This is a genomic window from Streptomyces nojiriensis (assembly GCF_017639205.1).
In the GTDB taxonomy this organism is placed as follows: Bacteria; Actinomycetota; Actinomycetes; order Streptomycetales; family Streptomycetaceae; genus Streptomyces; species Streptomyces nojiriensis.
Genome location: NZ_CP071139.1, coordinates 8,736,856 through 8,763,429 on the forward strand (window position 1 = coordinate 8,736,856; position 26,574 = coordinate 8,763,429).

Genomic DNA, 26,574 nt, shown 5'->3' on the forward strand with positions numbered 1-26,574 from the left:
GGGCCGGTTCCGGTCGGGAACCCAGGTGGGCGTCAGCTCACCTGGAGGGTGACGTCGTCCACGACGAAGGAGGTCTGCAGGGACTGGTCCTCCGTGCCGTTGAACTTCAGGGTGACGGTCTGCCCGGCGAACTGCGAGAGGTCGTAGGACTTCTCCACGTAGCCGGAGTTCGCGTTCAGGTTGGAGAGGGTCTCCAGGGTCTGGCCGGCCACCGAGACGGTGAACCGGTCGTAGACGACGTTCTCGTCCTCGTCCGTGTCGATGTGGAGGAAGAAGCCGAGCCGGTACGTGGAGCAGCCCGACGGGATGGTCAGCGTCTGGGAGGCGCTGTCCGTGTGGGTGGACCCGTACCCGTTCAGCCACGCCTTGTAGCTGCCGCCGTGCGGGGTCTGGCCGGACTGGTTGGTGATGACACCGGTGGTCGCGCTCCACGGGCTGGAGCCGTTCTCGAAGCCGCCGTTGGCCACGAGCTGGCGCGGTGTGCAGGTGCCGCCGCCGGTGACGGTGAGCGTGTAGGTGGTGGTGTGGCTGACGGTGCCGGAGCCGGTGACCGTCAGGGTGTACGTGCCGGGCGCGGTGCTCGCGCCGACCTGGACGGACAGCGCCGACGAGCTGCCGGACGGGACGGACGTCGGGCTGAGCGTCGCGGTGACCCCGGCCGGCGCGCCGGAGACGGAGAGCGCGACGGTCTGGGCGGCGCCGCTCACGGTGGAGGTGTTGACCGTGGCGGAAACGGAACCGCCGGGAGCCGCGCTGCCCGCGGACGGGCTGACGCCGATGGAGAAGTCCTGCGCGGGTGTCTCACCGCCGACCGCCTGCTTCCAGACGGCGTAGGCGACACCGTCGGCGCTGCGGTTCAGCACCGTGGCGTTGATGTTGTTCGTGGTGTCGCAGGAGCTGTGGTAGCAGGCGTCGTAGGCGGCGTTGGCCGTGCCGCCCCACTTCGTGGCCTGCGCCGAGGTCTTGCGGGCGCTGGCGCCGGCCGCGTAGCCGGAGGTGGGGATGCCGGCCTGCTGGAAGGAGTAGTCGTCGCTGCGGCCCTGGCCCTCGGTGTTCTCCTCGGGCGCCAGGTTCAGCGAGGTCCAGTACGCCTTCAGCGGGGCGGCGGTGGTGGAGTTGACGTTGTTGATGAAGTAGCCGCCGTTGGGGGAACCCACCATGTCGAAGTTGTAGTAGCCCTTGATGGCACTGCGCTGGGCGCTGCTCAGCTGGTTGACGTAGAACTCGGAGCCGTTGAGGCCCTGCTCCTCGTCGGTCCACCAGGCGAAGCGCACGTGCTTGGTCATCGTCGGGTTCTTCTGGGCGAGGACGAGGGCGTTCTCCAGCAGCGTCGCGGAGCCCGAGCCGTTGTCGTTGATGCCGGGGCCGGCCGAGACGCTGTCGAGGTGCGCGCCGAACATGACGGTCTGGTCGGCGGGGCCGCCCGGCCAGTCGGCGATCAGGTTGTTCGACGGGTAGGTGCAGGAGGTGCAGTTCTGCTCGGTCACGGTGTAACCGGCCGCCTGCAGCTTGCCCTTCACGTACGCCAGCGACTGGGTGTAGCCGGCGCTGCCCGCACGGCGGTGGCCGCCGTTCTGGCTCGCGATGGTGTTGAACTGGGCCAGGTGCGCCTGCACGTTGGCGACGTCGATGTCCGGCGGGTCGTTGCCGGGCTGGGTCCCGCCCACGTTGAGCGCGTAGTCGACCGTGTGGGAGAGCGCCGCGCCCTGGCCCTTGACGACGACCGTGGACGCGCCGGGAGCCGCGTTGGCGGTCGCGGTCAGGGTGAGCACCGAGGACTGGCCGGACTGCACGGTGGCCGGGTTGAAGGAGGCGCTCACACCGGCCGGCAGGCCGGAGGCGGTCAGCGTCACCGACTGGGCGTTGCCCGTGGTGACCGCGGTGCCGACCGTGGTGGTGACGGAACCGCCCTGCTGGACGGTGCCCGAGGAGGGGCTCAGCGACATGGAGAAGTCGTTGTTCTGGCCGCTCGGCGTACAGGTCGGATCGGCGGTCTGGGCGGGCACGCTGATGCCGTCCCAGGCGGCCTTGGTCTTGTTGAAGAGGTCACAGGTGGTGTCGAGAGACTTGGCGGAACTCAGCGTCGCCGTCCGGTACTTCTTGTAGGACATGCTGCTGGTCTTGAGCAGCATGCCGCCGTAGAAGATCTTGCCGGCGTTCTGCACGCCCGCACCGGTCAGGGTGGTGCCGTTGCAGGTGCTGCTGCCGGGCTTGCCGCCGCCGGGGCTGGTGCCCTCGGCCAGCAGGTAGAACCAGTGGTTCAGGGGACCGGCCGCCGCGTGCACCTCGGTGCCGGGTATCGCGGAGCTGTAGCAGGCCGGGTCGTTGTTGACGGCCGGCGGGTTGTACATGTTCCGGATCGGGCCCCGGCCCTGGAGGTTGATGACCTCGCCGACCGTGTAGTCCGGGGTGTCGTACGGAGCCGGCTCGTTGGCGAAGGCCTCGGTCAGCGCGCCGAAGATGTCACCGGTGGCCTCGCCGAGCCCCGATTCCTGGCCGCTGGTGCCGCCCGGGGTGTTGGAGTCGATGGCGTGCCCGTACTCGTGGGCCACCACGTCGATCCCGGCGATCCACTCGTTGGCGCTGTTGCGCCCGATGGTGACCGAGCTGCCGTCCCAGTAGGCGTTGAGGTCGCTCAGGCCCACCTTGGCGGGGAAGCTGCGGCCGTTGCCGCTGACGCCGTTGCGGCCCAGCCACTGCGAGAGCATGTCCCACTGCTTCTGCGCCGCGAACATCAGGTCGACGCAGCCGGTCTCCTTGCTCGTGGGGTTGCCGGTGCCCCAGGAGTCGGAGGACTTCGAGAAGACCGTGCCGGTGCTGTAGTCCGCACAGCTCAGACCGGTCCGGACCGGGTCGCGCAGCGTGTACGTGGAGCCCGAGTTGGTGGTGTCGATGGTGACCGGGCCCGGCCCGTTCCACTTGCTGTTGCCGGTGCCCGCGACCACCTCGTCGTAGCTGTCGACGAAGGCTCCGGTCCGCGCGTCCACGAAGACGTGCAGCCTGCTGGGCGCGGTCCTGGTCCGGCCGCTCAGCACGGTCTCCCACGCCAGCACCGGCTTGTCGTCCTTGAGCCGGACCACGAGCCGGCTGCTTTCGACCTTGTCGACCGAGGCCAGCTTCGCCCGCGAGGCGGACTCGGCGTCCTTCGCGGAGACCGACGCCCGGGTGGAGACGTCGATGCGCACGGAGGAGGCGGACTGGAGGGCGCGCACCTTGCCGGTGCCGTCCGCGAGCACGACCGCGTCGCCGCCGACGACCGGCAGGCCGCGGTAACTGCGCTCGTACGAGACGGAGTAGAGGTCCTTCACCCAGGGGGTGACGAGACGTCGTTCGTAGTGTTCCTGGGAGGAGTTGACCAGGGAGTCCAGGCCGCTGTCGACGGCCTGGTCGGCGGCCGCGACCGCACGTGCGGCCGGTGTGTTCTTCTGGGACGGGGAGGGCTGCGCCTGCTGCGCCGCCGATGCCGTCCCGGCCAGAGCGCCGGCGAGGCTCGCGGTCAGCGCCATCGCTGCCACGGCCGCCGTCCATCTGCTGGGATGCAACGTCCACTCCGATCGTGGGGGGTCGGGGATGAGTGTCGTTCGCGGCCGAGTATGAGCGTGAACATGACGAGATTGGGACATCTCGGGGGGCATAAGGTCCGCGTTATGGTGCCGTGGCGGCCCGACTCGTACGCTGCCCGGATGCAGCTGGAGTTGAGGCATCTGCAAGCCGTCTGCCGGATAGCGGAGGCGGGCAGCCTGGGGGGCGCGGCGCGGCGGCTCGGAGTGTCCCAACCCGCACTTTCCGCCCAGTTGCGCCGCATCGAACGGGTCACCGGGGGCGAGCTCTTCGTCCGGGGCCGCAGCGGTGTGGAACCCACGGCACTGGGCCAGTTCGTGCTGGCCAAGGCGCGTCGCGTGCTCAGCGAGATGGACGCCCTGGGAGCGCAGGCGCGTGCCATGTCGACCGGCGGCCCGCTGCGGCTGGGCTGCATCATGCTCGTGCTGCTCGACGGCCTCCTCGCCCAGACCGACCTGTCCATGTCAGGTCGGGAGATAGCCGTGGACCTGGAGGATTCGGTCACCGTGCTGGCGCGGATGCTCGGCGCCGGACGCTACGACGCCATCGTGTACGGGGAGGTCAACGACCACGAGGTGCCGTTGCCGGAGGGAACCCTGGCCAGGACGCTGATCCCGAAGGAGCCGTTCTGCATCCGGCTGTCCGCCGGGCACCCCCTCGCGGGGCTGGACCGCATCGAACTGGCCGACCTGGCCGGGGAGTCGTGGATGACACTCGTGGAGGACGACGACGGCGGCCCCGAAGCACTCGTCACCGCCTGCGCGAAGGCCGGATTCAGCCCCTCACTGCGCTACCGGATCACCGACCGCAAGATGCAGCACGACCTGATCGCCGCGGGCCGCGCGGTCGCGCTCAGCCAGCCGACGGCCCCGTCGGGGGAGGGCACGGTCATGCGCCCGCTCGTCGGCACCCCCATCATCGGCCGCATCCGCCTCGCGTGGAGCCGCGCGGCGCTCACGGCCGGGCAGGCGGAACTGCTCTACCGGGCCGCGGCCCGTGCCTACCTGGCCAATGTGGACAACAACCCCTTCCACAAGGAGTGGTGGGACGCCCACCCGGAGGTGCACCCGGTCCTCGACTGACCGGCCGGGCGTCGCGGGGGCGGGCGGCGGTTCAGCTCCGCCGGTGGGCCGTCAGCAGCAGGTACTCCCACTCCATGACCCCGTCCACCGTGTGCTCGGCGGCGAGGGCGTCGAGCGCCGCGTCCAGTCCGGCGACCCGGTCCGGATCGCCGGCGACGGCGCGGTAGACGGCGACGGTCGGCCCGTAGCAGGCCTTGAAGAACTCCCGGAAGTCCGTGGGCCCCGTGAAGCGGTCCACGCGCACCGTCCGGCGGCGGGAGTCCACGTCGGTGACCGCGTCGCCGAGCAGCTCGTGCACGTGTTCCTCCTCCCCCCACAGCGGGGGCGGCTCGGCCCCGGGCGGTGGCGGGGGAGCGTACGGCTTCATCGTGGCGAACATCCGGCCCACGAAGCCCTGCGGGGTCCAGTTGATCAGCCCGATCGTGCCGCCCGAGCGGCAGACGCGCAGCATCTCCTCGGCGGCCGGCCGGTGGTGCGGGGCGAACATGATGCCGACGCAGGACATCACGACGTCGAACTCGCCGTCGGCGAAGGGCAGGTGCTCGGCATCCGCCTCCCGCCACTCCAGCGTGGCCCCGCGCACGGCGGCCAGGTGACGGCCGATCTCCAGCAGTTCGGGAGTGAGGTCGGACGCCACCACGTCGGCCCCGGCCAGGGCGGCCGGAATGGCGGCGTTGCCCGAGCCGGCCGCGATGTCGAGCACCCGGTCGCCGCGCTGGACGCCGCACTCCTTCACGAGAACGGCCCCCAGATCCGGAATGACGTGGGAGGCCACCGACTGGTAGTCGCCCAGCGCCCACATCACACGGTGCCGGGCCTTCAGAGTGCGGTCGGCCTGGGCCGCGTCGCTCGCCTCGGTCATGACAGCCGACCTCCAGGGCTCGGTGCAGCCCCTTCTCCGAGCATAGGTACGTTTCGCGGACCCGGCCCGTCGGCGGTCCCACGGGCGCCCGCCGCTTCAGTCGCGCGACGCCAGGCGGCCGAAGTCGCGGGTGAAGCCCTCGCGGAAGCCGGGCCGCTCCAGAGCCCGCTCGAAGGCGCGCGCGGCCCGGGCGAGCGCGGCCTCGTTCTCCTGGGCGGTGGCGAGTTCGGCGAGGTACGCGCGCAGGCTCAGTCCGCGGTCCGCGGCGAGGACGGTGAGGCGGTCGTGCACATCGGTGTCGACCTCGACGGTGGTGGTGTCGGCCATGCTCCGAGTATGCGCGCCCGGTGACCGGGCGGGGGCCCGTTCGGCGCAGGCGTACTGCCCGCGGGGAACGGGCCCCGGTACGGGCTGCCAGGTTCTGCGGTGGCCGGCGGGCGCACAGGGAGCAGGTGTCGACCGTGTCGGTCCCGGGCGCTGCCGCAGGCACCGTACGGCTCGTCGGCGGGGCGGCACCCTGCCCCGACCAGGGGGGTGTCCTTCGGCCTCAGGGGCGGACGCGGCCCGAGAGCCAGGGTGTGAGCGAGGGGCCCCCGACGCTCTCCCGGTACGTCTCGTCGCCGGGCAGGGGGACGGAGAGCCAGTAGCCCGGTGGGAAGAACCGTCCCTTCACGAAGGCCAGTCCGCTGTAGACGGACCTCAGGAACGCGGGGACGGAGTCGCGGGGGACGTCGTCGAACTCCACCCCGTCGACGGTGATCTTCGCGTCGTCCTCGGGGAAGATCCGCACGCTGACGGCCGGGCTGCCGCCCAGTTCGACGAACGCCTCGTGGGGCAGGGAGCCGTCGGGGTCGAGGACGGTGAACAGGGCCGCGGAGGTCCGCCGCGACGTCTGGTCGGCGCCGATGTCGTCGGTGACGGACACGGCCAGCCGGTACTCGGCCGCGACGGCCCGTATCGCGGCGACGGCCGACTCGGTGGTCGGCAGGGAGGGATGCGTCATGATCCAGATGATGCCGCACGGCACCGCGGCCCGCCGCCCGGCTCCGCTCCCGCTCAACGCGGCGGTGGGGCGCCGGATATGGTGCGAGCGGCGCCACGTTGCGAGCGCTGTGACGCCGGCGGACGCCTGAGCCGTCGGAGGGGGAGGTGGCGCAGTGCACACCGTGCCCTGGGCACACGTCGTTCCGGAGCAAGGCGTTCTGCCTGTCGATGTGTTGCTGCCCGGGACCGGCAGGACGTACGTGGTGCGCCTCGACGGCCGTGAGATGCGGGACACGGACGCGGTCTTCCTGCAGTTCTACGACCGGCTGAAGCTGCCGGACTACTTCGGGTGGAACTGGAACGCCCTCCTCGACTGCCTGCGCGATCTCAACTGGCTGCAGCCCGCGGACCGCTGCGTACTCATCGTCGAGGCTGCGGACGAGGTGCTGCCGGGCGACGGCGACACACGGCGACTGCTCTTCAGGACCCTTCTGCGGGCGGGCCGCCGGTGGTCCTTCACGCGGCGGTCCGACGGCCTCGACCTGAGCAGGCTCGTGATCGTGATGTCCTGCGCGGCAGCATCCGTTGCGGACCTGCGGGAACAGCTACGGCTGTGCTGGGACGAGACGGAGGAGGGCTGACCGGGCGCAGGGCCCGTGCGGCCGTGCGGGAGCGGGACCGTCATCCCGCCAGGGAGTGCCCCGGGGCCAGGGCCGCGGCGATCCGGCCGGCGATGGTCTGCGCCGTGTTGGTCTCGGGGCCCTTGGGGCCGACCGTGGTGGACACCGCGATGGCCAGGTGCTCGCTCGGGAGGTACGCCTGGATGGCCGCGTAGCCCGCGAAGGACGGGTTCGACTGGATCCAGCCGTTCTGGACGATCACGCCGTAGCCGAAGTGCCGGGCCGGAAGCTGGCGGAAGCAGTCCTTGGGCGCGCAGCCGGGGGTGTTGCCGCCGAGGCCCACCGTGCCCGGGTCGAGCTGGACCTTGAAGCTCTGCGGCGAGAGGAGCTCACCCTTGCCCACGACCTCGGCCGACCGGGCCAGGTCGCAGATGTGGGTGTTCAGGACCGCGCCGGGTGCGGTGGTCCAGGAGGGGTTCCAGTAGGTGGACTCCTCGTACTTGCCGCGCTCCGCGTCGAAGGAGTGCAGGACGGGCTCCTCGATCTGGGGCGTGTAGCTGTTGCGGGTGTTGTCCAGTCCGGCGGGCCCCGTGATCTGTTGCTCCATCACCTTGGCCAGCGGCATGCCGGAGATCTTCTCCAGGGCCTGCCCGAGGAGCACGAAGTTCGCGTGGGAGTAGCTCCAGCTCGTCCCCGGCTCGTACAGCAGGGGGTGGGCGGCGGAGATGCCCACGAGCTCGTCGGGAGTCCACTGGCGGAACGGGTCGGCGTACAGGGCCGCGAGGAACTTCGGGTCCGGTACGTAGTCGCGCAGCCCCGAGGTGGAGGCGCCGAGCATGCGCAGGGTGATCTTGTCGGCGTGCGGCGCGTCGGGGAGCCAGCGCGAGATCGGGTCGTCGAGGTCTGCTTTGCCCTCCTCGACGAGTTGCAGCATGGCGATGCCCATGTAGACGATGGCCACCGAACCGGCCCGGAAGTGCATGTCCGCCGTGGCCGGGACACCCGTCATCGATTCGCCGAGTGCGCCGGTGACGATCTCCCGCCCGTCGCGGGTGACCCTCAGGACGACGGCGTTCAGGTCCAGCTCCTTCTGCGCCGCCTTGGCGATGTCCATGATCTGCTTCGCCTCGCCGCCCGAGGGCTCGGGGGACGCCGCGCACGACGCGGTCGCGGCCCCCGCCCCGGTCGCCGCCCACGCGCCACCGGCCGGCAGGACCGTGCCGAGCAGCGCGGTGGCGCACAGCAGCGCCGTCCGGGCGCGGCCCGGGTGCGCGGTCCTCACTCCGGTCATGGCGGTCTCCTGCCGCGAAGGACCCCTCGGGACGGGGCCCACCCTTCGATGGAACGCCCACCGTGCGCCACCGGCCAGTCGACGCCGCAGCGACGAAAGGGCCTATCCGGCCCAGCGGCCCGTGAGGAAGGTGATGGCGACCGCGGTGGACAGGGGAGCCACGACGTACAGGTAGGCGGTCCGGATCCGGGGGCGCTTCAGGCTCCAGGAGGCCAGGCCGATCCACAGCGGCCACCACAGGAGGGTGGAGCGGGGCACGGACGTGTACCAGTAGGAGGTGCCCAGGGCCCACAGGGTGAGGCCGATGTACAGGGCCTCGGGCCAGCGGCGGCCCCGTACCAGCAGGACCAGGAGCACGACGCCGACCACCATGGCCAGGAGTTCGGCCTGCCACATCAGTGCGTACCCGGTGGGGTGGGTGTGGTGGAAGCCGGCTTCCCAGGTGTTCGCCCAGGCCTCCCACGGCGCGTGGAAGTCCCGGTACCAGCCGCGCTCCTGGGCGTGCTTCCAGGCCATCCAGTCCCCGGTCCAGCTGTGCAGGTACCAGCTGTAGAGGGCCGGGGCGAGGGCCGGCAGGAGGAGCCACGGGGCCGCGCGCCAGGCGGTGCGGCCGCGGGCGGTGAGGACGAAGTGCAGGGCGAGGGCGGCCGCGAGGAACAGACCCGTGATGCGGACCGAGCAGGCGAGGCAGGCCAGTACCGCGGCCGCCGGCCAGTTCTGGCGCTGCGCCGCCAGCCAGGCGGGCAGGGCCAGGGCGAGGAAGAGCGCCTCGGTGTAGCCCGCGGCGAGGAACACGGCGCACGGCGAGAGCAGCAGGAAGGCCACCGCGCGGCGGCCCGTTTCGAGGTCGGCCAGGTGGTGGCGGGCGATCCGGGCGAGGGCCAGGACGGCGACGCCTCCCGAGAGGAACGAGATCAGCGCTCCGGCCGCCGCCCAGTCGGGGACCACGGTGTGGACGGCGCGCAGGGCGAGGGGGAAGCCGGGCAGAAAGGCCTCCCGGTTGTCCCAGCCGGCCGTCCAGGGCCCCGCCTGGTCGGGGAAATAGCCGTCCTGGGCTATGTGGAGGTAGTGCCACCAGTCCCACCGCTGCCAGGTCGAGAGCAGCGAGGCGGGACGGTGGGCCTCGCCGTCGGCGGGGAACAGCCAGCTGACGGCACCAGCGGTGGCCCAGATGCCGACGCGGGTCAGCAGGTACAGCCACACCACCTCGCGCTCGCCCGGGCCGAGCCGCAGGAACGCCGGGCGGGCCCGGCGCAGGAGGCGGGGGCGGCGGGGGAGGCGACCGGTCTCGCGCACGGGCGGCCAGGGGGTGGGCGAGCCGGGGAGCTCGACCGGTCGGCGGGGGGTGGAAACGGGCATATCGGGATCTCCTGGCTGTCTGAAGGCGTGCGGAGTCACCGGCTCTGGTTCAGGCCGGTGTCCGCGGGCGGTGTACTGCGGGGAGAGGGGTGAAGAAGGGGAGGGGGGAAGAGGGGGATGAGGCGGATAAGGCGGATGAGGCGGATAAGGCGGATGAGGCGGATGAGGGGCGGGGCTACCGGAGCGGCTGGGGCGGCGTGCGCGACATGGTCGCGGTGACGGTCCCGGTGGGATTGACCGGCGGCGCCGTCGTACTGCCCGGCGGCGTCATGCTGTGGAGCGGCGGCGGAGGCGTGGTGTTGCGCGGCGGCGTCATGCTGTTGAGCGTCGGTGCCGTGGAGTTGGGCGGCGGGGGCGGTGCGGAAGTCGGGGAGGGGGCCGCGGGGGAGGGAGTGGTCGCGGGGAGGGTCGGGCCCGAGTCCGCCGGGAGGAACGCGGAGAGGGCCGCACCCGATCCGGCGAGGACGAGGAAGCAGGCGGCGGCGATGCCGACGATCCGGCGCCGGCGGTGCCGTTCGCCACGCCGCTCGATGACGGCGACGGGCGGGGCCGTGCTCGCGGACTGTCCGGCGGAGGCCGCTTCCCGGAACAGGGACCGCAGCGGGTCGTGGGAGTCAGGCATCGGGAGCCTCCTCAATGCGGGGGTCCTGCAGATGGCGGGAGAGCGTGGCCCTGCCCCGGGACAGGTGGGTCTTGACCGTGCTCGCGGACAGCGAGGTCTCGGCGGCGATCTGCTCGACGCTCAGATCGCACACGTAGTGCAGCGCCATGGTCCGGCGCTGTTTCAGGGGCAGTTGCCGCAGTGCCTCGACCAGCGCCACCGCCTCCGGCCCCGGCCCCTCCACGTGACCGGCGGGGGCGGTGCGCTGCCAGGCGTCGGCGGTGCGCCGCCGCCCGCGCCAACGGCTGACGGCGAGCCGCCACGCGACGGTGCGGATCCACGCCTCGGGCCGGCCGTCACGATCCAGCTGACGCCGGCGGCCCCACCCTCTGACGAAGGCCTCCTGCACCACGTCCTGCGCCTCGTGGTGGTCGCCGAGCATCACGTAGAGCTGTCCTGTGAGCCGTCCTGCCGCTTGCGCGTAGAACTCCTCGAACTCCTCGATGGTCAAAAAATCGCTCCCGAATCCATGTGTCCCTCTCACCGGGCATACGCACGCCGCACCCCGTCCGGTCGACACCGGACGACAGATCGTCGTGTGAGTGCCGTCACACGGCGGGTCGGGTGCTCATCGTCGCGGCGGCCACGGCGCTGCGGGGCGGCGGCGCCACGTGCCACCGGGTGACGTGGCCGCGGCCGCCGCAAAGACCCGGACCGGGACCCGGAGTCGGACCCGGACCGGGGCGCGGGCACCGGACGGTCGGGCCGCGCTGCGCGAGGAGAAGGGCCCGGCACAGCAGAAGGGCCCGGATCCATGAGGATCCGGGCCCTTCCGAGCAGTAGCGGGGACAGGATTTGAACCTGCGACCTCTGGGTTATGAGCCCAGCGAGCTACCGAGCTGCTCCACCCCGCGTCGGTAGACCTCACACTACGGCATCCCGGGGCCCGTACTCGACGCATTTACGGCCGGCCGTGCCCGGAGTGTGGGCGAAAGGGCTGAATCTCGTCCCGAAGGCGAGATCATTCCCCCTGGTGACAGTGCGTGCAGGCGTGTACCTTCACGGGTAGCTGTCGTGGTTCCAAGTGCCTTGCCCGTGCCTTCTGGTGTGGGCAGTTTTGCTGTGTTGTGCCGTAGGACCAGGGCGATCACCTCCGTCTTCCACGCCGTGTGGAAGACGTACGTCAACGGGAAGGCATGAACATGGCTACGGGAACTGTGAAGTGGTTCAACTCGGAAAAGGGCTTCGGCTTCATCGCCCAGGACGGCGGCGGCCCGGACGTCTTCGCCCACTACTCGGCGATCAACGCCTCCGGCTACCGTGAGCTCCAGGAGGGTCAGGCCGTGACCTTCGACATCACGCAGGGCCAGAAGGGCCCGCAGGCGGAGAACATCACCCCCGCCTGATTCCGGACGACGGCCCGGTCTGACCGCCGGGCTCCGGAGAACCGTTTCCCCGACCGGCCCCTTCACTGAACGGGCCGCGGGAAAGATCAGGGCCGTGCGGCCTCGCCGCACGGCCCTGATCCGTGTCCCCTGCTCCGCGCGGTGCCATGATGCCCGGGTGGATGCCAGGGCGAGCACGGATGCGCAGACGCGGGTCGGCGGGATCCTCCAGGAGCTCGTCGACTCCGGTCAGGAGAGCGGCCTCCAGGTGGCCGCCTATCTGGACGGCGAGCCGATCGTCGACGCCCACGCGGGCTGGATCGACCGGCCCGGCGGCCGTCCGGTCCGGTCCGACACGCTGATCCACAGCTTTTCGACCGGCAAGGGCTTCACCGCGACCCTGGTGCACGTGCTCGCCGAGCGCGGGCTGATCGACTACGACACCCCCATCGCGCACTACTGGCCCGAGTTCGGGGCGCACGGCAAGGAGCGGGCCACCGTACGGCACGCCCTGACGCATGCCGTCGGAGTGCCGCAGCTCCCCGCCGCCCTCACACCGGAGGAGCTGTGCGACTGGGACACGATGTGCGCGATCGTCGCGGCGGCGGAGCCCCTGTGGGAGCCGGGTTCCGCCAGCGGGTACCACGGTTGGACCTTCGGCTGGATCCTCGGCGAGACCGTGCGCCGCATCACCGGCCTGACCCCGGCCGAGGCCCTGCGCACGTACGTGAGCGAGCCGCTCGGGGTGGCCGACGAGCTCTACTTCGGCCTGCCCGAGAGCGAGCTCGCCCGGACGGCGCCGCTGGTGGAGGGCAACTGGGCGGCCGGGCTGGAAGCCCTTCCCCCCTCCGTGCCCTTCCGCCGGTACGTCGTCCCGAACCCCGGCGTGTGGACCGTGGCCGAACTCGCCAACCGCCGCGCGTACCTGCTGGCCGACCTGCCCGCGTGCGGCACCACGACCGCGCGGGCCGCCGCCCGGCTCTACGCCGCCCTGACCGGCGAGGTCGAGGGCGTGCGGCTGGTGTCTCCCCGGCGGGTGGCCCTGGCGGCGGAGGTGGCGGTCGAGGGCAAGGACCTGATGCTTCTCGGCAGGTACGCCAAGGGGCTCGGCTACTTCGTCGGCCTGCCTCAGATGGCGGGCGAACGCACGGCTTTCGGCCACCAGGGCAGCGGCGGCAGCATCGCCTTCGCCGACCGCGCCCGCGGCCTGGCCTTTTGTCTCACCCGGACGCGCCTGGTGGGCGGCGCGGCCGACACGGCCGCCCGGACACTGGCGGACGAGGTCAGGTCGGCCGTCACAGGGGCGAAGGGGTCCTGACGCGCCGCAGCCCCCGGACCCGTACCGCAGCCCCGACCGCGGCGAGTGCGACGGTCGCGATCCCCGACGCGGCCAGCACCTGCCGGGGCCCCAGCAGCGCGATCAGCGGGCCGCCCAGCGCGGTGCCCACCGGCCCGGCGGTCAGCAGGGCGGCGCTGCGGGCGGCAAGGACCGTGGTCAGCGAGGCGGCCGGGGTGCGTTCCTGGAAGAGGGTGTAGGACAGCGCCGTGAACGGTCCGTAGATCAGGCCGCCGAGGGTGAAGCAGGCCAGGGTGACGGCCGCCGGCGCGCCGAGGCCGAAGGGTACGAGCGCCAGCCCCCAGCCCGCGACGATCCCCAGGGTGACCGGCCACAGCGGGAACCGGCGCAGCGCGCCCGCGGCCAGGCCGCCCAGCACGGCGCCCACTCCGAACAGCGTCCAGTACAGCCCGAGCAGGCCCGCCCCGGCGTGCAGGTCGTCGGTGACGTGCAACGGGAGCGCGACCTCGGCCGGCCCGTAGAGGAAGTTGAAGAACCAGGTCAGGGCCAGGACGCCGAGGAGCTCGGGCTGCTTGCGCAGCAGCCGCAGGCCGGCCGCCGACCGGTCGGCGTCGACCGGCGCGGTCGTCGCCTCCTTCCCGTCCTTCCCGTCCTGTCCGGCCACCGCGCCCCGCAGCCGCCCGACCTGGGCGGCGAGCACGGCGAAGGACAGCGCGTCGAGACCGATGAGCCAGGCGGGACTGATCACCGCCGCCAGGAACCCGGCGAGCGCGGGACCGACGACGATGGAGGCCGAGACACTGGAACTCACCAGCGCGTTGGCCGCCAGCCGCTGGTCGGGCGGAAGTACCTGCGCGAGCAGGGAGTACCTGCCCGCGTTCCCCCAGGCGTGCAGGACGGACGAGCCCGCGAGCAGGGCCACGTACAGCACCGGGTGAAGCACCCCCGCGGCCCAGGCCAGCGGCACACAGCCGAGGAGCACCGCGCGGATCCGGCTGTCGGCCACCAGCAGCCGCCCGGCGGGAAGCCGGCGCAGCCACCGCCCGAAGAGCAGGGCACCGGCCGCCCCGGGAAGCGCGTACGCGGCGAGCGCGGCCCCCAGGAGCATCCCGGACCGCCCCGGAGGAGCGATCTCGATGGCCAGCCACGCCACGGCGACCACGCTCATCCCGTCACCGAGATCGGAGGCCGCCAGCGCGGGCAGCAGCCGCCGGAAGTCGGGATGGGCGAACAGCGGCCGGTAGGACCGGGGCAGGAGGCGAGTTGTCTGTACGGGAGTCACCAGGTCAGACTCATGGTTCAAGCGCACTTGAAGTCAAGGGGGGAGTGACGGGTGCGACAGCTCGGGATCGGTGAGCTCGCTCGGCAGGTGGGGATGAACCCCTCGGCGCTGCGCTACTACGAGAGCGTCGGCCTGCTGCCGCCCGCCGGACGGGCCGCGGGACGGCGCGTCTACCCGGCCGGCACCGTGCGGCGGCTCGCGCTGATCAAGATGGCCCAGCGGGCCGGATTCACCCTCGCCGAGATCCGCGACCTCCTCGACGGCGACGCCGAGCGCGGCGCCACCCGGCAGTGGCGCGCCCTCGCCGAGAGCAAGCTCCCCGAACTGGACCGGTTCATCGAGCAGACGCAGATCCTGCGCAACGCCGTCGCCGACTGCCTGGCGTGCGGATGCATGAACTTCGAGAAGTGCGCGCTGCTCTCCGCCGAAGGCCCCGGGGCTGCCGGGCCGGGCGATCGGGGAGCCCCGGCGGATGAGGCATGATCGGGGGATGTCTGATCGCATCATCGCCGCCTGTGACGGAGCGGCCAAAGGTAATCCCGGGCCGGCCGGCTGGGGTTGGGTCATCGCCGACGCCCAGGGACGCCCCGAGCGTTGGGAGGCCGGTCCGCTGGGGCGGGCCACCAACAACATCGGGGAGCTGACCGCCCTCCAGCGGCTGCTGGAGGCGGTGGACCCGGGGACGCCCGTCGAGGTGCGGATGGACTCCCAGTACGCGATGAAGGCCGTGACCCAGTGGCTGCCGGGCTGGAAGCGCAACGGGTGGAAGACCGCCTCCGGCCAGCCGGTCGCCAACCGGGAACTCGTCGAGGCGATCGACCGGCTGCTGGCCGACCGTGACGTCACCTTCCAGTACGTGCCCGCGCACCGCGAGGACGGCGACCACCTGAACGCGATCGCCGATCAGGCCGCCAGCGACGCGGCGGTCAGGCAGGAGGCCGCCGGTACCGCCCTCGGCAGCACCGAGATGCCGGTTCCCGCTCCGGCCGCGGCTTCCCCCGCGCGCCGCAAGGCGGCATCGCCGGGGAAGCGTTCGTCCGCGCGCACCGCGCCCGGCGGTGGCGGATCCCGGGCCATCAAGGCGAAGTTCCCCGGCAGCTGCGCCTGCGGAAAGCCCTACGCGGCCGGTGACATGATCACCAAGAACGGCAGCCGCTGGGGCCACCAGGCCTGCGGTTCGCAAGACGCCCTCTAGGGCCGGTGGACGCGCAGGTACTCCACCGCGTAGGACATCTGCGAGACGCCCGGGTCGGGCGCCGGGTGGTAGCGCCCGGCGCACACGGACAGGTTGACGATGAGGTACGCCCGCCAGTTGCGCCCGACTCCCCGGCGGTCGGCGAAGACCCGGGTGCCGTTGACCCACCACACGACCGAGCGCGTCCCGAACTCGACCTTGAGGTCGATCCAGCCGCCGGGGGTGATGGCGGAGTCCCGGTGGTAGCGCGAGCCGCCCTTGACGTGGTTGGAGAGTTCGAGCAGGTCGGGGTTGTCGGGGTGGTACTCGAAGACGTCGATCTCGTTGCCGCCGTCCCGCCAGGTCCAGATCGCCGGCCAGGCCCCGAGCTCGGAGGGCAGCCGTACCCGGGACTCCAGTACGTCACCGGTCCGCACCATGAACGCTTCCTCGCTGCCCTCGGTGGTCAGGAGGCCCGCGTTCCACTTGCCGTCCGGGCGGCGGGTGGCCCGGAAGGTGCCGGTGCGGCTGTAGGAGGGGTCTGCCACGAGGTAGTCGAGTTTGTTGTCACCGGTGTTGGTGGGGCCGCCGTTCGGATAGGCCCAGGACCGGCCGGCGACCCACTGGGTGGTCGACCTGAAGTCCGCGGTGAAGACCGGGGCCCGGGCGCTCAGCGGTGCGGCCCCATCGGCGGGGGTACCGGTGATGCGTCCTGTGAGCCGTCGGAACCAAGAGAGAACCTGAGTGAGCACGAGCGGCTCCTTCCCCATGGGTTGACGCTCCTTCAGCATGCCCGGTCGCGGTGCGTTACATACCGGTGGACCGGTTTGTCTTTGAACCGCACCATCACGTAATAATCGTTAGGCGGATGGGCCCATTACTTGCGAGGGTGGGGTCCGTGCGGACCGCCCGAGTCCCGGCGGCCGACTCGAAGAGCAGAGCGAGGAGTTGCACCCGTATGTGGAAGTGTGAGCGTGTCATCGGTGCCGACCTGGACGTCGAGGAGGTGCTCGGCGTCTACCGTGCGTCCACCCTCGCCGAGCGCCGCCCCGTGGGCGACGTCGAGCGCTTCACCCGGATGCTGGCCGGAGCCAACCTGGTCGTCGTCGCCCGGGCCGAGGACGGCCGCCTCATCGGCATCGCCCGATCGATCACCGACGGCGCGTACTCGACCTACCTCGGCGATCTCGCCGTCGACGTCGCCTTCCAGGGGCAGGGCGTGGGCCGCGAGCTCATCCGCGTCACGCGGGAAGCGGCGCCCGAGGCGAAGCTGGTCCTGCTCGCCGCGCCGGCCGCCGTCGACTACTACCCGCACGTCGGCTTCACCCGCCACGAGTCCGCCTGGACCATGGACCGCCTGCAGTAGGGCGACGACGGCCTCAACATCCGTTTTCCGTAAGCCAGTTAAGCGTGTCCATGGCGGGGTACCATCCGTGCCGTGGGGGGACTGGTGGCAGAGAGCAGAGGGAAGGCCGTCCTGCGCGCCTGCGGCTGCGCGGTGGCGGGACTGTTCCTCATCGCGGGGTGCACGGCCGACGGCACGCAGAAGGGCGGCGCGGCGAGCGGCACCCCGGGCACGTCGGCCTCGCCGTCGGGCACGGGCGGATCCGGCACGGGCGGTTCGGGTACGGGCGGTTCGGGTACGGGCAGCCCCGGCACAGGCGGTCCCGGCGCGAGCGCCCCGGCCGCCCGGCCGAGCAGTCCTGCCCGGATCCCGATGCCCCCGGTCGACGAGTCCAAGCAGCCGAAGACGGCCGCCGAGGCCCGCGACCTGCTCGGCCGGATCATCGTCGCCGAGCAGGACCTCGGACCCGAGGTCGTGCGCAGCGCCCCGTTCGAGAGCGGTCCCGGCCGCTGGCCCGTGCTCGACGAAAGCTGCGTCTGGCAGACCGAGGGCCTGCCGGACGACGTGCTCGCCACGAGCACCCGCCACTTCCACATCCCGGCCAAGGGCGGCCGCGGCCGCGTGCGGATCAACGCCACGGTCACCGTCCACCACAACCGCGAGGAATCCGGCTGGGAGACCGCCCGCGCCATGGAAGAGGTCCTGCGGTGCCCGGAGCAGAAGCTGCGCGAGGGCGAGGACCTCAAGAGCCTGTGGGGCGGCGCCTTCTACCTCGGCGAGCAGATGAACGAATGGACCGAGGACGCCTTCACCGAAACCGGCGAGTACGTCAGCGAGCAGGACGGCGGACCCCACCCCTACACCTGGTCCCAGGCCCAGTTCGGACCCGTCACCGTGGCCATCGCCGCCAAGGGCGCGCAGGGCGTCACCAACGACGACCTGACCGCCTACGTGGCCAAGGGCACCGGCCAGATGATGGTCCTGGCCAAGCAGGAGCTCGGAAAGGCGGCGGGCTGATGGAGCCGCTCCATCCCTCTGACCCCTCCCGGATCGGCGGCCACCGGCTCCTCGGGCGCCTCGGCGCCGGCGGCATGGGCGTCGTCTACCTCGGCCGGACCGACGACGGAGCGCTCGCCGCGGTCAAGGTGATCCGCGCGGAGTACGCCGAAGAGGCCGACTTCCGGGCCCGCTTCCGGCGCGAGGCCGAGATCGCCGCCGAGGTGGACAGCCCCTGGGCCGTCCGCGTCACCGGCGCCGACCCGGACGCCACCGAACCGTGGCTCGCCACCGCCTTCGTCGCCGGACCCTCCCTCGCCGAGGCCGTCGCGGCCCACGGCCCGCTCCCGCTGCGCGCCGTACGGATCCTCGGCAAGGCCATGGCCCAGGCCCTCGCGGTGATGCACGAGCAGGGCCTCGTCCACCGCGACGTGAAGCCCGGGAACGTCCTCCTCGGCATGGACGGGCCCCGGCTGATCGACTTCGGGATCGCCCGCGGCGGCGAGCACACCGCCCTGACCTCCGCCGGCGCCGTACTCGGCACCCCCGGCTTCCTCCCGCCCGAGCAGGCCGAGGGCCGCCCCGCCGAACCGGCCGGCGACGTCTTCTCGCTCGGCTGCCTCCTCGCGTACGCCGCCACCGGACGGCTGCCCTTCGGCACCGGCACCGTCGACGCGGTGCTCTACCGCACCGTCCACGACGAGCCCGACTTCGGCCCCGAGGTCCTCGCCGACCCCGAACTCACCGCGCTGCTGCGCACCTGCGTCGCCAAACACCCCGACATCCGGCCCGGCGCGCGCGAGCTGGACGCCGCACTGACCGAGGACACCCCGGGGGAGGGCACCGACTGGCTGCCCGACCCGGTCGTCGCCACCATCGCCGAACGGGCCGCCGCGCTGCTCGCCCTGCCCGGCATCGACGAGACCGTCGCCGACCCGGACGCCGCCCCCGCGCCCGGCACGGCCGCGCCGGCGCCCTCCCGCAGGCGGTTCCTCGCCCTCGCCTCCGGTGGCGCCGTCCTCGCGGCCGGCGGCGGCCTGGCCGCCTGGCTGGCGCTGCGCGACCAGGACAAGCCCGGCACCCCGGCCGCGGACGCCCCGCGGCAGTGGGTGATCGGGGTGCACGCCGACCTCTCGGGCCCGCAGAAGGCCGCCGGGCAGGCCCAGGAGCGCGGGGTGCGGCTCGCCGTCGACGCCTTCAACTCCCACGAGGACAAGCCCTTCACGCTCACCGTCGCCACCGCCGACGACGCCGGGAAGGCGGACCGCTCCGCGGCCGCCGCCGCCGGACTCATCGCCAACCGCGACCTGTTCGCCGTGGTGGGCCCCACCGGCAACGACTCCGTGATCCCGTGCCTGGAACTGTACGGCGAGAGCTCCGTCCCCCTGGTGACCGTGTCCGCCCTGGCGACGACCTTCAGCATCACCGACCGGCGCAGCTTCTTCCAGAGCTGCCCGATCTCCTCGGCCCAGGCCTCCGCCGTCAACCTGCAACTCGTCGGCAAGCAGGGCGTCCGGCGCATGGGCATCCTCAGCGACCGCGGCGGGGACACGGACACCTGGCAGGCGGCCCTGCTCATGGGCCGCACCATCGGCATCTTCGCACCCGAGGCCACCTACTACGGGCGCGTCGTCCCCCGCGGAGCCACCGATCTGGCCCCGGTGATCACCGACCTGCTCGCGCACGGCATCGACGGCGTCTTCTACACCGGCACCCCGGCCGGCGGTGCCAAGGTCGCCGGGCTGCTGGCCGCCGCCGGTTTCCGGGGTCCCCGGGCGGCCGACTACACCATCGCCGGCCCCGAGTTCCTCGGTGCGGCCGGCCAGGCGGCCGAAGGCTGGCAGTTCTTCACCCCGTACACCGGCCCGGAGGCCCCCGAGGTCGCGGAGGTGACCCGGGCGCACCGGGCGGCGTACGGGTCCGCCCCCGACATCTGGACCGCGGAGGCGTTCGACGCCACCCGCCTGATCATCGACCGGCTGGTCGCCACCGCGGCCGGGGGCGTACGCCCCACCCGTGCCGGGCTGCTGGCCGCGCTCACCCAGGGCACCTTCCGCGGCCTGGCCAAGGAGTACACCTTCAACGAAGACCGACAGCTCAAGGGCAACATGTACTTCATGCACAGGGTGGAAGGGGGCCGGATGCGCTACGTGGGCCCGGCCGTCCAGCCCGTGGCGGGATAGCCCCGGATGCGCCCCCTCACCCCCGCCGATCCGGCCGCGATCGGCGGCAACCGGCTGCTGGGCCGCCTCGGTTCGGGCGGCATGGGCACCGTGTACCTCGCCCGCTCCGCCGCCGGCACCCTGGTCGCCGTCAAGGTCATCCGCGCCGACCACGCCGCGAACCCGGACTTCCGCGCCCGGTTCCGGCGCGAGGTGGAGGCGGCCGGGCAGCTGACCGGGCGCTGGGTGGTCCCGGTCGTCTCCGCCGACCCGCTGGCGCGCGAGCCCTGGCTGGCCACCCCCTATGTCCCCGGGCCCTCCCTGGCCGAGGCCGTGGGCGGGTACGGTCCGCTGCCCGTCCGGGCGGTACGGACCCTGGGCGCGCGGCTCGCCGAGGCACTCGCTCAGGTGCACGCAGCCGGGCTGGTCCACCGCGACGTCAAACCGGGCAACATCCTGCTCGCCCCGGATGGGCCCCGGCTGATCGACTTCGGGATCGCGCGCGCCGAGGGCGCGGTCACGCTGACCGCCGTGGACGCCGTCCTCGGCACCCCGGGCTACCTGGCACCGGAGCAGGCCCGCACGGACGGCGCCGCGGCGGGACGCCCGAGCGACGTGTTCTCCCTCGGCTGCGTCCTGGCGTACGCGGCGACCGGGCACGGCCCCTTCGGCGGCGGGCACGCGGCCGCGGTGGTCTACCGTACGGTGCACGACGAGCCCGAACTCTCCGGACTGCCACCGGAGTTGCTCGACACCGTACTGGCCTGTCTGGCGAAGGACCCGGCGGCCCGGCCGACCCCGGACGAGCTGGGCGCCGTACTCGGGGACGGCCTCCCCGCCCCCGACGGCGAGGACTGGCTGCCGCCCCCGCTGCCCCGCCTCATCGCCGAACGCTCCACCAGGGCCCTGGACCTGCCCGCCCCGGAACCCACCCGGATCGACGCACCGGAGGCGGCCGGCCGGGGCCTCACGCGCAGACGGCTGCTCGGGGCCGGCGCGGGCCTGGCCGTCATCGGCGCTCCGGTCGCCTGGTTCACCACCCGCGGCCGGGCCCGCGGCACGACACCGCCGCCCGCCCGCCCGCTCGCCACCCACACCCTCGCCCTCCAGGCCGACCTGACCGGGCCCGGCAAGGAGATCGGCCAGGCCCACGAGCGCGGCATGAAGCTCGCCGTGGAGCGGCACAACAGCCGGTCGGACGCCGCGTTCCGGCTGGCCCTGCGCGTCGCCGACGACGGCGGGGACGCCACGCGCGCCGCACAGGTGGTCAAGGAGCTGGCCGCCGACCCCGCGGTGGTCGCGCTCACCGGCCCCACCTGGGACGCCCCCGTGCCCGAACTGGCCGTCGCCTGCGGCGCGGCCGATCTCGCCCTGCTGCTGGTATCCGCCGACAGCCCCGAGACCGCCCTCTCCCGGCAGGAATGGCGCACCGTGGTGGCCACCCGCCCGGCCGGCGACCAGCTCGCCCTCCCGGTGATCGACTACTTCAGCCGGATCCGGCCCGTCCACCGCACGGGCCTGGTGGAGGACGTAGAGGGCAGTGAGCCCGTCTACCCGGTCATCCAGTACCTGCAGCAGTCACCGCCGTCGCAGGGCACGCTCAGCGTCCACCGGATCCCCGCGGGCAGCTCCGACTTCGCCGGCGCCGTACGCGCGCTGACCGAAGCCGGGGCCGAGGCCGTCGTCTACGCCGGCACCTCACCGCAGCGCGCGGCCCAGCTGGGCCGCGCCCTGACGGAGGGCGGATTCCAGGGTCGGCGGCTGGGTCTCCAGCACGCCATGGAACCGGCCTTCCTCACCGCCGCCGGTCCGGCCGCCGACGGCTGGGCGTTCGCCTCCCTCTTCACCGACCCGCTCGCCGTCCCCGCAGCCGCCGAGTTCGTCGCCGCACACCGCGCCGCGTACGGCCAACCGCCCGCCCGCTGGGCCACCGAGGCCTACGACGCCGTGGGGCTGGTCGCCGCGACCCTGACCGGCCTGGCGGAGGACGGGCGGGACCGGGCGGGCGTGACCCGCCGGATCTTCCGGACGGCCCACGAGGGGCTGGCCAAGCCGCTGTCCTTCGACTCCAACACGCACGTGCTGACCAGAGCCCGCACCGCCCACCTCTACCAGGTCGAATCCGGCGGATACCGGTACCTGGGCATCTATTCGGACGTGCGCCCCGGGTCCGGGCGGTGAACGGGGCCAAGGAGCCGGAGGCCCGCCGGTGCGGCCGGTCCGGTTACTCGAACCGGGTGGTGTCGCCCGCGCCCCGGCGCACGATCTCGACCTCACCACCGGAGAAGTCGATCACGGTGGTCGGCTCGGTACCGCAGTCACCCGAGTCCAGTACGGCGTCCACTTCGTGGTCGAGCCGTTCCTTGATCTCCCAGCCCTGGGTCATCGGCTCGGCCTCGTCGGGCAGCAGCAGGGTGCTGGAGAGCAGCGGCTCGCCGAGCTCGGCGAGCAGGGCCTGCGTGACGACGTGGTCGGGAATCCGGACTCCGACCGTCTTCTTCTTCGGGTGCAGCAGCTGGCGCGGCACCTCCGAGGTCGCGGGGAGGATGAAGGTGTAACTGCCGGGGGTCGCCGCCTTGATGGCGCGGAACACGTCGTTGTCGATCTGTACGAACCGGCCCAGCTGCGCGAAGTTCTGGCACACGAGGGTGAAGTGGTGACGGTCGTCCAGGTTCCGGATCGACCGGATCCGGCTGATGCCGTCGCGGTTGCCCAGCTGGCAGCCCAGCGCGAAGCAGGAGTCGGTCGGGTATGCGACGAGCTTCCCGCCACGGATCATGTCGACCACGCTGTCGATGGTGCGCCGCTGGGGATTCTCGGGGTGTACGTCGAAGTATTTCGCCATCCGCCGAGCGTACGCGGTCGGGACCCGGGCGCCGGTACGCCCGCCGGGCCTGCCCGCGGACCTGCCCGCCGGGACGCGCGGGACGGGTGCGACGATGCGCGGATGCGCACGCTGAACGAACTGACCGACGTCGACCGACCCGCCTGGCCCGAACTGAGCGAGGAACTCGGCGCGGCAGCCGTCCCGGTCGAGGTACTGCCGGCCGATCCCGCCCTGGCCCGCGCCTCGCTCCTCCAGCTGCAGGTCACGGCGCGGTCGTACCTCGGCGCGGTGGTACTGCACTGCGGCGGCCTGCTCCTGGACGACGGCTGGCTGCGCGTCCTCGGCAGCCCCGCCCCCGACCGCTCCCGGGGACTGCCCGGACTGGCACGGGCCAACGCCTTCCCCGCGGCGTTCGACCCCGACTGGCGCCCGGACGCCGGGCTGGTCGTGGCGTACGACGTACTGGGCGGGGTCTTCGCCCTGAACGGCGCCCGCCCCGCCGACAGCGGCCGCCCCGGAGGACCGGGCGAGATCGTCTACTACGCCCCCGACGTGCTGCGCTGGGAGGCCCTCGGGGCGGGCCATTCGGCGTGGCTGTCCTGGCTGCTGTCCGGGGCCCTCGACCAGTTCTACGCCGACCTGCGCTGGCCCGGGTGGCGGGAGGAGGTCGCGGAACTGAACGGCGGCCGGGGGCTGTCGCTCCACCCGCCCCTGTGGTCCGCCGAGGGCCGCGGCGACCTGGCGGCGACCAGCCGTCGCGCCGTCCCCCTGGCGGAGCTGCTGGGCATCGGCCGGGAAACCGCGCGACAGTTCGACGGGGCCGATCCGGGATTCATGGGCACGGTCTGACGGGCCGCCGCGCCGCGGCCCGCGCCCGCGCCGACCGGGCCGCGGCGGCGGTCGCCGCCCACGAGGCCGGAACGGTCCCGGCGCCGCCCGGAGGCCGGGCCCCGTACGAGAAGCGCTGACGCGCCCGCCCGCCAGGACGTCGTGCGGATGGTGCACGCCGACCAGGACGCGCAGCAGGGCCGCGACCACGGTCCCGGCGGCCGCCAGGGCCACCCCGGCCAGGCCCGGCACGTCACGGCGCCACAGGGAGCGCAGGCCCGCCGAGAGCAGCAGCAGCAGGGCCAGGAGCAGCACGGTGCCCTCACTCGCCGCCCCCAGTGCCGTCCCGGCCCAGGCCGGCCAGTCGCCCGGCACGCTCCGGGCGAGAGACCGGTAGGCCGTCGCCGAGATGCCCTGCGTGACGTGTACCGGCTCGTTCGTGCCCAGTGCGCCGCCGGGCGCCGCCCAGGCGACGGCCGCGGCGCCCGCCCCTGCCGTCGCGCCGGCGAGCCGCAGCCGGCGGGCCCATCCGTATCGGGTGTTCGATTCCATGGGGCCCGACCGTAGGAACGCCGGGGCCCGCCCGCCCCGGCCGTACGGCCTGCCCCGCCCCCGACGGACGTCGGGTTGCGGCGTCCGCCGTCGCGTGCGTGGCGGGCGTGCGGTGGTCCGGTCGCGGACGCTCCGGACGCTGCCCGGCAGGTTCGGGGGCACGATGAGAGGAAGCCGTACGCCTCGGACCGCCCCAGGGCGGGTGGCGGCGGGCGGCGCCTGGCCGACGATGCCGGAAGGAGCGTCGCCGATGGGTGCGATCGACGGGGCGGGGACCGGTGGGATCAGACCCGGCATGGCCGGGGTCTCGCCGCCGAGCGGTCTGCTCGACGTCCTGAACGTCGCGGCGGTCGTCCTCGACTCCGAAGGGCGGGTCGCGCTGTGGAGCCCGCAGGCCGAGCAGCTGTTCGGCTGGACGGCGGAGGAGGCGCTCGGCCGCCCCGCCGCCAGGCTGCTGGCCGCCAACGAGCACGTGGGCCTGGTCACGGAGCTGTTCGCGCGCGTCATGGGCGGCGCCGGCGACTGGGCGGGGGCCTTCCCGGTGCGGCGCAGGGACGGCACCACCCGCCTGGTGGAGTTCCGCAACATGCGGCTGCTCGACGAGCACGGCGAAATGTACGCCCTGGGCATCGCGACCGACCGCACCCGGCTGCGCCAGCTGGAGCGGGACCTCGCCCTGTCCGCGCGCCTGGTGGCCCAGTCCCCGATCGGCCTCGCGGTCCTGGACACCGAGCTGCGGTACGTGCTCGTCAACCCGACGCTGGAGCGGATCAACGGGCTGCCCGCCGAACAGCACATCGGCCGGGGCGTCCGCGAGGCCCTGGCCTTCCTCGACGACGCGGAGGCCGCCGAGTCGGCGATGCGCCAGGTCCTGGCCACCGGAACGCCGCTGCTCGAACAGTTCACGGCCGGCCGCACCCACGGCGGAGACCGCACCGAACACGCCTGGTCGGTGTCGTACTACCGGCTGGAGGACGCCACCGGCCGGGTACTGGGCCTCGCCACCTCCGTGGTGGACGTCACCCAGAGTCACCGGGCGGCCATCGAGATCGCCCGCAGCCGCCGCCGCCTCGCCCTGATCGCGGACGCCACCGTCCGTATCGGCACCACCCTCGACCTCGACCAGACGGCCCGGGAGCTCGCCGACGTCGTCGTGCCCGAGCTCGCGGACATCGCCGCCGTCGACATCCTCGACTCCGTCCTCGAAGGCCGGCCGACCCTGAGGTCCTCCGCCCACGAGCCGGCGGTGTTCCGGGCGCTGGCCCTCGCGGCCGCCTACCCCAGCGACGCCGTCCGCGCCGCCGACCCGCCCGGGGACATCGCCCGCTACGCCGCGGACCGGCTGGTCACCCAGTCCGTGACGACCGGCCACCCGGTCCTCGTCGCCCACGTCCAGGCCCAGGACATCTCGCGCATCGCCCGCGACAGCACCGCCGCCGACCTCCTGAGCCGCGCCGGGCTGCGCTCCTACCTGGCCGTGCCGCTCATCGCCCGCGGCGAGGTACTCGGCGCCCTCGACCTCAAACGCACCCGCAACCCGCTGCCGTTCAACGACGACGACATCGTGCTGGCCGGCGAACTCGCCGCCCGCGCCGCCGTGTGCATCGACAACGCCCGCTGGTACCGCAACGCCCACCACACCGCCCTCGCCCTCCAGCACCACCTCCTGCCGCACCACCCGCCGCCCACACCCGGCCTGGAGGTCGCCTACCGCTACCGGCCCGCCGCGGCCAGCAGCGAGATCGGGGGCGACTGGTTCGACGCCATCGCCGGACCGGACGACACCACCGTCCTCGTGGTCGGAGACGTCATGGGCAGCGGTATCAACGCCGCCGCCAGCATGGGACAGCTGCGTACGGCGACCCGCACCCTCGCCGAACTCGCCCTCGACCCGCCCCAGGTGCTCCACCAGCTGGACCACACCACCGCCGCACTGGAGGAGACCATCGCCACGTGCGTCTACGTCGTCTACGACCCGCACGCCGCCCGGTGCCGGGTCGCCCTCGCCGGACACCTGCCCCCGGTCCTCATCCGCGCCGGCCGGCAGCCCCGACTGCTCGACCTGCCCACCGGCGCACCGCTCGGCGTGGGCGGCATCCCCTTCGAGTCCACCGCCATCGCCATGGACCCCGGCGACCAGCTCGTCCTCTACACCGACGGCCTCGTCGAAACCCGCGACCAGCCCATCGACGAACGCCTCGACCTCCTGCTGACCCTGCTCGCCGACACCGGGCGTCCGCTGGAGGAGACCTGCGACCGCCTCCTGGACTCCCTGCGCCGCACGGACGACCACGACGACGTGGCGCTGGTCATCGCCCGCGCACGGACCCTGCCGACGGCCTAGCGGCAGGCCGGCCCGGCCGGCT

The 26,574-nt window shown here is 73.1% G+C and carries 24 protein-coding genes and 1 tRNA gene; 13 read left to right on the forward strand and 12 right to left on the reverse strand.

Annotation, left to right across the window (positions count from 1 at the left end):
• Positions 1 to 32: 32 nt before the first annotated feature.
• Complete coding sequence (locus JYK04_RS39530; RefSeq protein ID WP_189745045.1) at positions 33 to 3,506, reverse strand: M28 family peptidase; 3,474 nt, start codon at positions 3,504 to 3,506, stop codon at positions 33 to 35.
• Positions 3,507 to 3,683: 177 nt separating this feature from the next.
• On the opposite strand from JYK04_RS39530, the gene JYK04_RS39535 reads away from it, so the two are divergent.
• Positions 3,684 to 4,643 carry a LysR family transcriptional regulator gene (locus tag JYK04_RS39535; protein WP_189744829.1) on the forward strand — a complete coding sequence of 320 codons (960 nt, stop codon included), beginning with the start codon at positions 3,684 to 3,686 and terminating at the stop codon, positions 4,641 to 4,643.
• Between the two features lie 31 nt (positions 4,644 to 4,674).
• On the opposite strand, the gene JYK04_RS39540 is transcribed toward JYK04_RS39535, so the two are convergent.
• The 3 genes from JYK04_RS39540 to JYK04_RS39550 form a co-directional block, all read right to left on the reverse strand.
• Complete coding sequence (locus JYK04_RS39540) at positions 4,675 to 5,505, reverse strand: class I SAM-dependent methyltransferase (RefSeq protein WP_189744831.1); 831 nt, start codon at positions 5,503 to 5,505, stop codon at positions 4,675 to 4,677.
• Between the two features lie 96 nt (positions 5,506 to 5,601).
• Positions 5,602 to 5,832 carry an antitoxin MazE7 gene (locus JYK04_RS39545; protein WP_189744832.1) on the reverse strand — a complete coding sequence of 77 codons (231 nt, stop codon included), beginning with the start codon at positions 5,830 to 5,832 and terminating at the stop codon, positions 5,602 to 5,604.
• A gap of 220 nt (positions 5,833 to 6,052) precedes the next feature.
• The gene (locus tag JYK04_RS39550) at positions 6,053 to 6,508 is read right to left on the reverse strand and encodes a hypothetical protein (RefSeq protein ID WP_189744834.1); all 456 of its coding nucleotides are present in this window, start codon (positions 6,506 to 6,508) and stop codon (positions 6,053 to 6,055) included.
• Between JYK04_RS39550 and JYK04_RS42050 the strand changes: the two genes are divergently transcribed.
• Positions 6,507 to 6,638: a hypothetical protein gene (locus tag JYK04_RS42050; RefSeq protein WP_268254171.1), complete on the forward strand. Its 132-nt coding sequence runs from the start codon at positions 6,507 to 6,509 to the stop codon at positions 6,636 to 6,638. The genes JYK04_RS39550 and JYK04_RS42050 overlap by 2 nt on opposite strands.
• 81 nt (positions 6,639 to 6,719) lie before the next feature.
• Positions 6,720 to 7,130: a barstar family protein gene (locus JYK04_RS39555; protein WP_229876687.1), complete on the forward strand. Its 411-nt coding sequence runs from the start codon at positions 6,720 to 6,722 to the stop codon at positions 7,128 to 7,130.
• A 40-nt stretch (positions 7,131 to 7,170) separates the two neighbouring features.
• Here JYK04_RS39555 and JYK04_RS39560 read toward each other — a convergent pair whose 3' ends face one another.
• The 5 genes from JYK04_RS39560 to JYK04_RS39580 form a co-directional block, all read right to left on the reverse strand.
• Positions 7,171 to 8,400, reverse strand: a complete 1,230-nt coding sequence (locus JYK04_RS39560) for a serine hydrolase domain-containing protein (RefSeq protein WP_189744836.1) — start codon at positions 8,398 to 8,400, stop codon at positions 7,171 to 7,173.
• A 102-nt stretch (positions 8,401 to 8,502) separates the two neighbouring features.
• Complete coding sequence (locus JYK04_RS39565; RefSeq protein ID WP_189744838.1) at positions 8,503 to 9,759, reverse strand: mannosyltransferase family protein; 1,257 nt, start codon at positions 9,757 to 9,759, stop codon at positions 8,503 to 8,505.
• Between the two features lie 175 nt (positions 9,760 to 9,934).
• Positions 9,935 to 10,381, reverse strand: a complete 447-nt coding sequence (locus JYK04_RS39570; RefSeq protein WP_189744840.1) for a hypothetical protein — start codon at positions 10,379 to 10,381, stop codon at positions 9,935 to 9,937.
• Positions 10,374 to 10,871 carry a SigE family RNA polymerase sigma factor gene (locus tag JYK04_RS39575; protein ID WP_189744842.1) on the reverse strand — a complete coding sequence of 166 codons (498 nt, stop codon included), beginning with the start codon at positions 10,869 to 10,871 and terminating at the stop codon, positions 10,374 to 10,376. Before JYK04_RS39575 ends, JYK04_RS39570 begins: the two co-directional genes overlap by 8 nt.
• 329 nt (positions 10,872 to 11,200) lie before the next feature.
• Positions 11,201 to 11,274, reverse strand: a tRNA-Met gene (locus JYK04_RS39580).
• Positions 11,275 to 11,562: 288 nt separating this feature from the next.
• Here JYK04_RS39580 and JYK04_RS39585 point away from each other — a divergent pair.
• Together JYK04_RS39585 and JYK04_RS39590 are read left to right on the forward strand one after the other, a co-directional pair.
• Entirely contained in the window at positions 11,563 to 11,766 is a 204-nt protein-coding gene (locus tag JYK04_RS39585; protein WP_030384970.1) for a cold-shock protein, read from the forward strand.
• Positions 11,767 to 11,923: 157 nt separating this feature from the next.
• Positions 11,924 to 13,063, forward strand: a complete 1,140-nt coding sequence (locus JYK04_RS39590; RefSeq protein WP_189744844.1) for a serine hydrolase domain-containing protein — start codon at positions 11,924 to 11,926, stop codon at positions 13,061 to 13,063.
• On the opposite strand, the gene JYK04_RS39595 is transcribed toward JYK04_RS39590, so the two are convergent.
• Positions 13,041 to 14,324 carry an MFS transporter gene (locus JYK04_RS39595; protein WP_189744846.1) on the reverse strand — a complete coding sequence of 428 codons (1,284 nt, stop codon included), beginning with the start codon at positions 14,322 to 14,324 and terminating at the stop codon, positions 13,041 to 13,043. The genes JYK04_RS39590 and JYK04_RS39595 overlap by 23 nt on opposite strands.
• A 51-nt stretch (positions 14,325 to 14,375) precedes the next feature.
• On the opposite strand from JYK04_RS39595, the gene JYK04_RS39600 reads away from it, so the two are divergent.
• Both JYK04_RS39600 and JYK04_RS39605 read left to right on the forward strand, forming a co-directional pair.
• Positions 14,376 to 14,807 carry a MerR family transcriptional regulator gene (locus JYK04_RS39600; RefSeq protein WP_189744848.1) on the forward strand — a complete coding sequence of 144 codons (432 nt, stop codon included), beginning with the start codon at positions 14,376 to 14,378 and terminating at the stop codon, positions 14,805 to 14,807.
• Between the two features lie 7 nt (positions 14,808 to 14,814).
• A complete protein-coding gene (locus tag JYK04_RS39605) occupies positions 14,815 to 15,519 on the forward strand; it encodes a ribonuclease H family protein (RefSeq protein WP_189744850.1) in 705 nt (234 codons plus the stop codon).
• Here JYK04_RS39605 and JYK04_RS39610 read toward each other — a convergent pair.
• Entirely contained in the window at positions 15,516 to 16,205 is a 690-nt protein-coding gene (locus JYK04_RS39610) for a LamG domain-containing protein (RefSeq protein WP_229876709.1), read from the reverse strand. The genes JYK04_RS39605 and JYK04_RS39610 overlap by 4 nt on opposite strands.
• 251 nt (positions 16,206 to 16,456) lie before the next feature.
• Between JYK04_RS39610 and JYK04_RS39615 the strand changes: the two genes are divergently transcribed.
• From JYK04_RS39615 to JYK04_RS39630, 4 genes are all read left to right on the forward strand, one after another.
• Positions 16,457 to 16,864, forward strand: a complete 408-nt coding sequence (locus JYK04_RS39615) for a GNAT family N-acetyltransferase (protein WP_189744853.1) — start codon at positions 16,457 to 16,459, stop codon at positions 16,862 to 16,864.
• A gap of 84 nt (positions 16,865 to 16,948) precedes the next feature.
• A complete protein-coding gene (locus JYK04_RS39620) occupies positions 16,949 to 17,860 on the forward strand; it encodes a hypothetical protein (RefSeq protein WP_189744855.1) in 912 nt (303 codons plus the stop codon).
• A complete protein-coding gene (locus tag JYK04_RS39625) occupies positions 17,860 to 20,022 on the forward strand; it encodes a bifunctional serine/threonine-protein kinase/ABC transporter substrate-binding protein (RefSeq protein ID WP_189744857.1) in 2,163 nt (720 codons plus the stop codon). The genes JYK04_RS39620 and JYK04_RS39625 overlap by 1 nt, the downstream gene beginning before the upstream one ends.
• Before the next feature lie 6 nt (positions 20,023 to 20,028).
• Positions 20,029 to 22,182: a bifunctional serine/threonine-protein kinase/ABC transporter substrate-binding protein gene (locus JYK04_RS39630; protein ID WP_189744859.1), complete on the forward strand. Its 2,154-nt coding sequence runs from the start codon at positions 20,029 to 20,031 to the stop codon at positions 22,180 to 22,182.
• Between the two features lie 43 nt (positions 22,183 to 22,225).
• Here the strand turns inward: JYK04_RS39630 and JYK04_RS39635 are convergent, their stop codons facing one another.
• Complete coding sequence (locus JYK04_RS39635) at positions 22,226 to 22,846, reverse strand: L-threonylcarbamoyladenylate synthase (RefSeq protein WP_189744861.1); 621 nt, start codon at positions 22,844 to 22,846, stop codon at positions 22,226 to 22,228.
• 102 nt (positions 22,847 to 22,948) lie between these two features.
• Between JYK04_RS39635 and JYK04_RS39640 the strand changes: the two genes are divergently transcribed.
• On the forward strand, positions 22,949 to 23,677 hold the full coding sequence (locus JYK04_RS39640; protein ID WP_189744862.1) for a DUF2625 domain-containing protein: 729 nt from the start codon (positions 22,949 to 22,951) through the stop codon (positions 23,675 to 23,677).
• 781 nt (positions 23,678 to 24,458) lie between these two features.
• The gene (locus JYK04_RS39645) at positions 24,459 to 26,552 is read left to right on the forward strand and encodes a SpoIIE family protein phosphatase (RefSeq protein ID WP_189744865.1); all 2,094 of its coding nucleotides are present in this window, start codon (positions 24,459 to 24,461) and stop codon (positions 26,550 to 26,552) included.
• Positions 26,553 to 26,574: the final 22 nt, after the last annotated feature.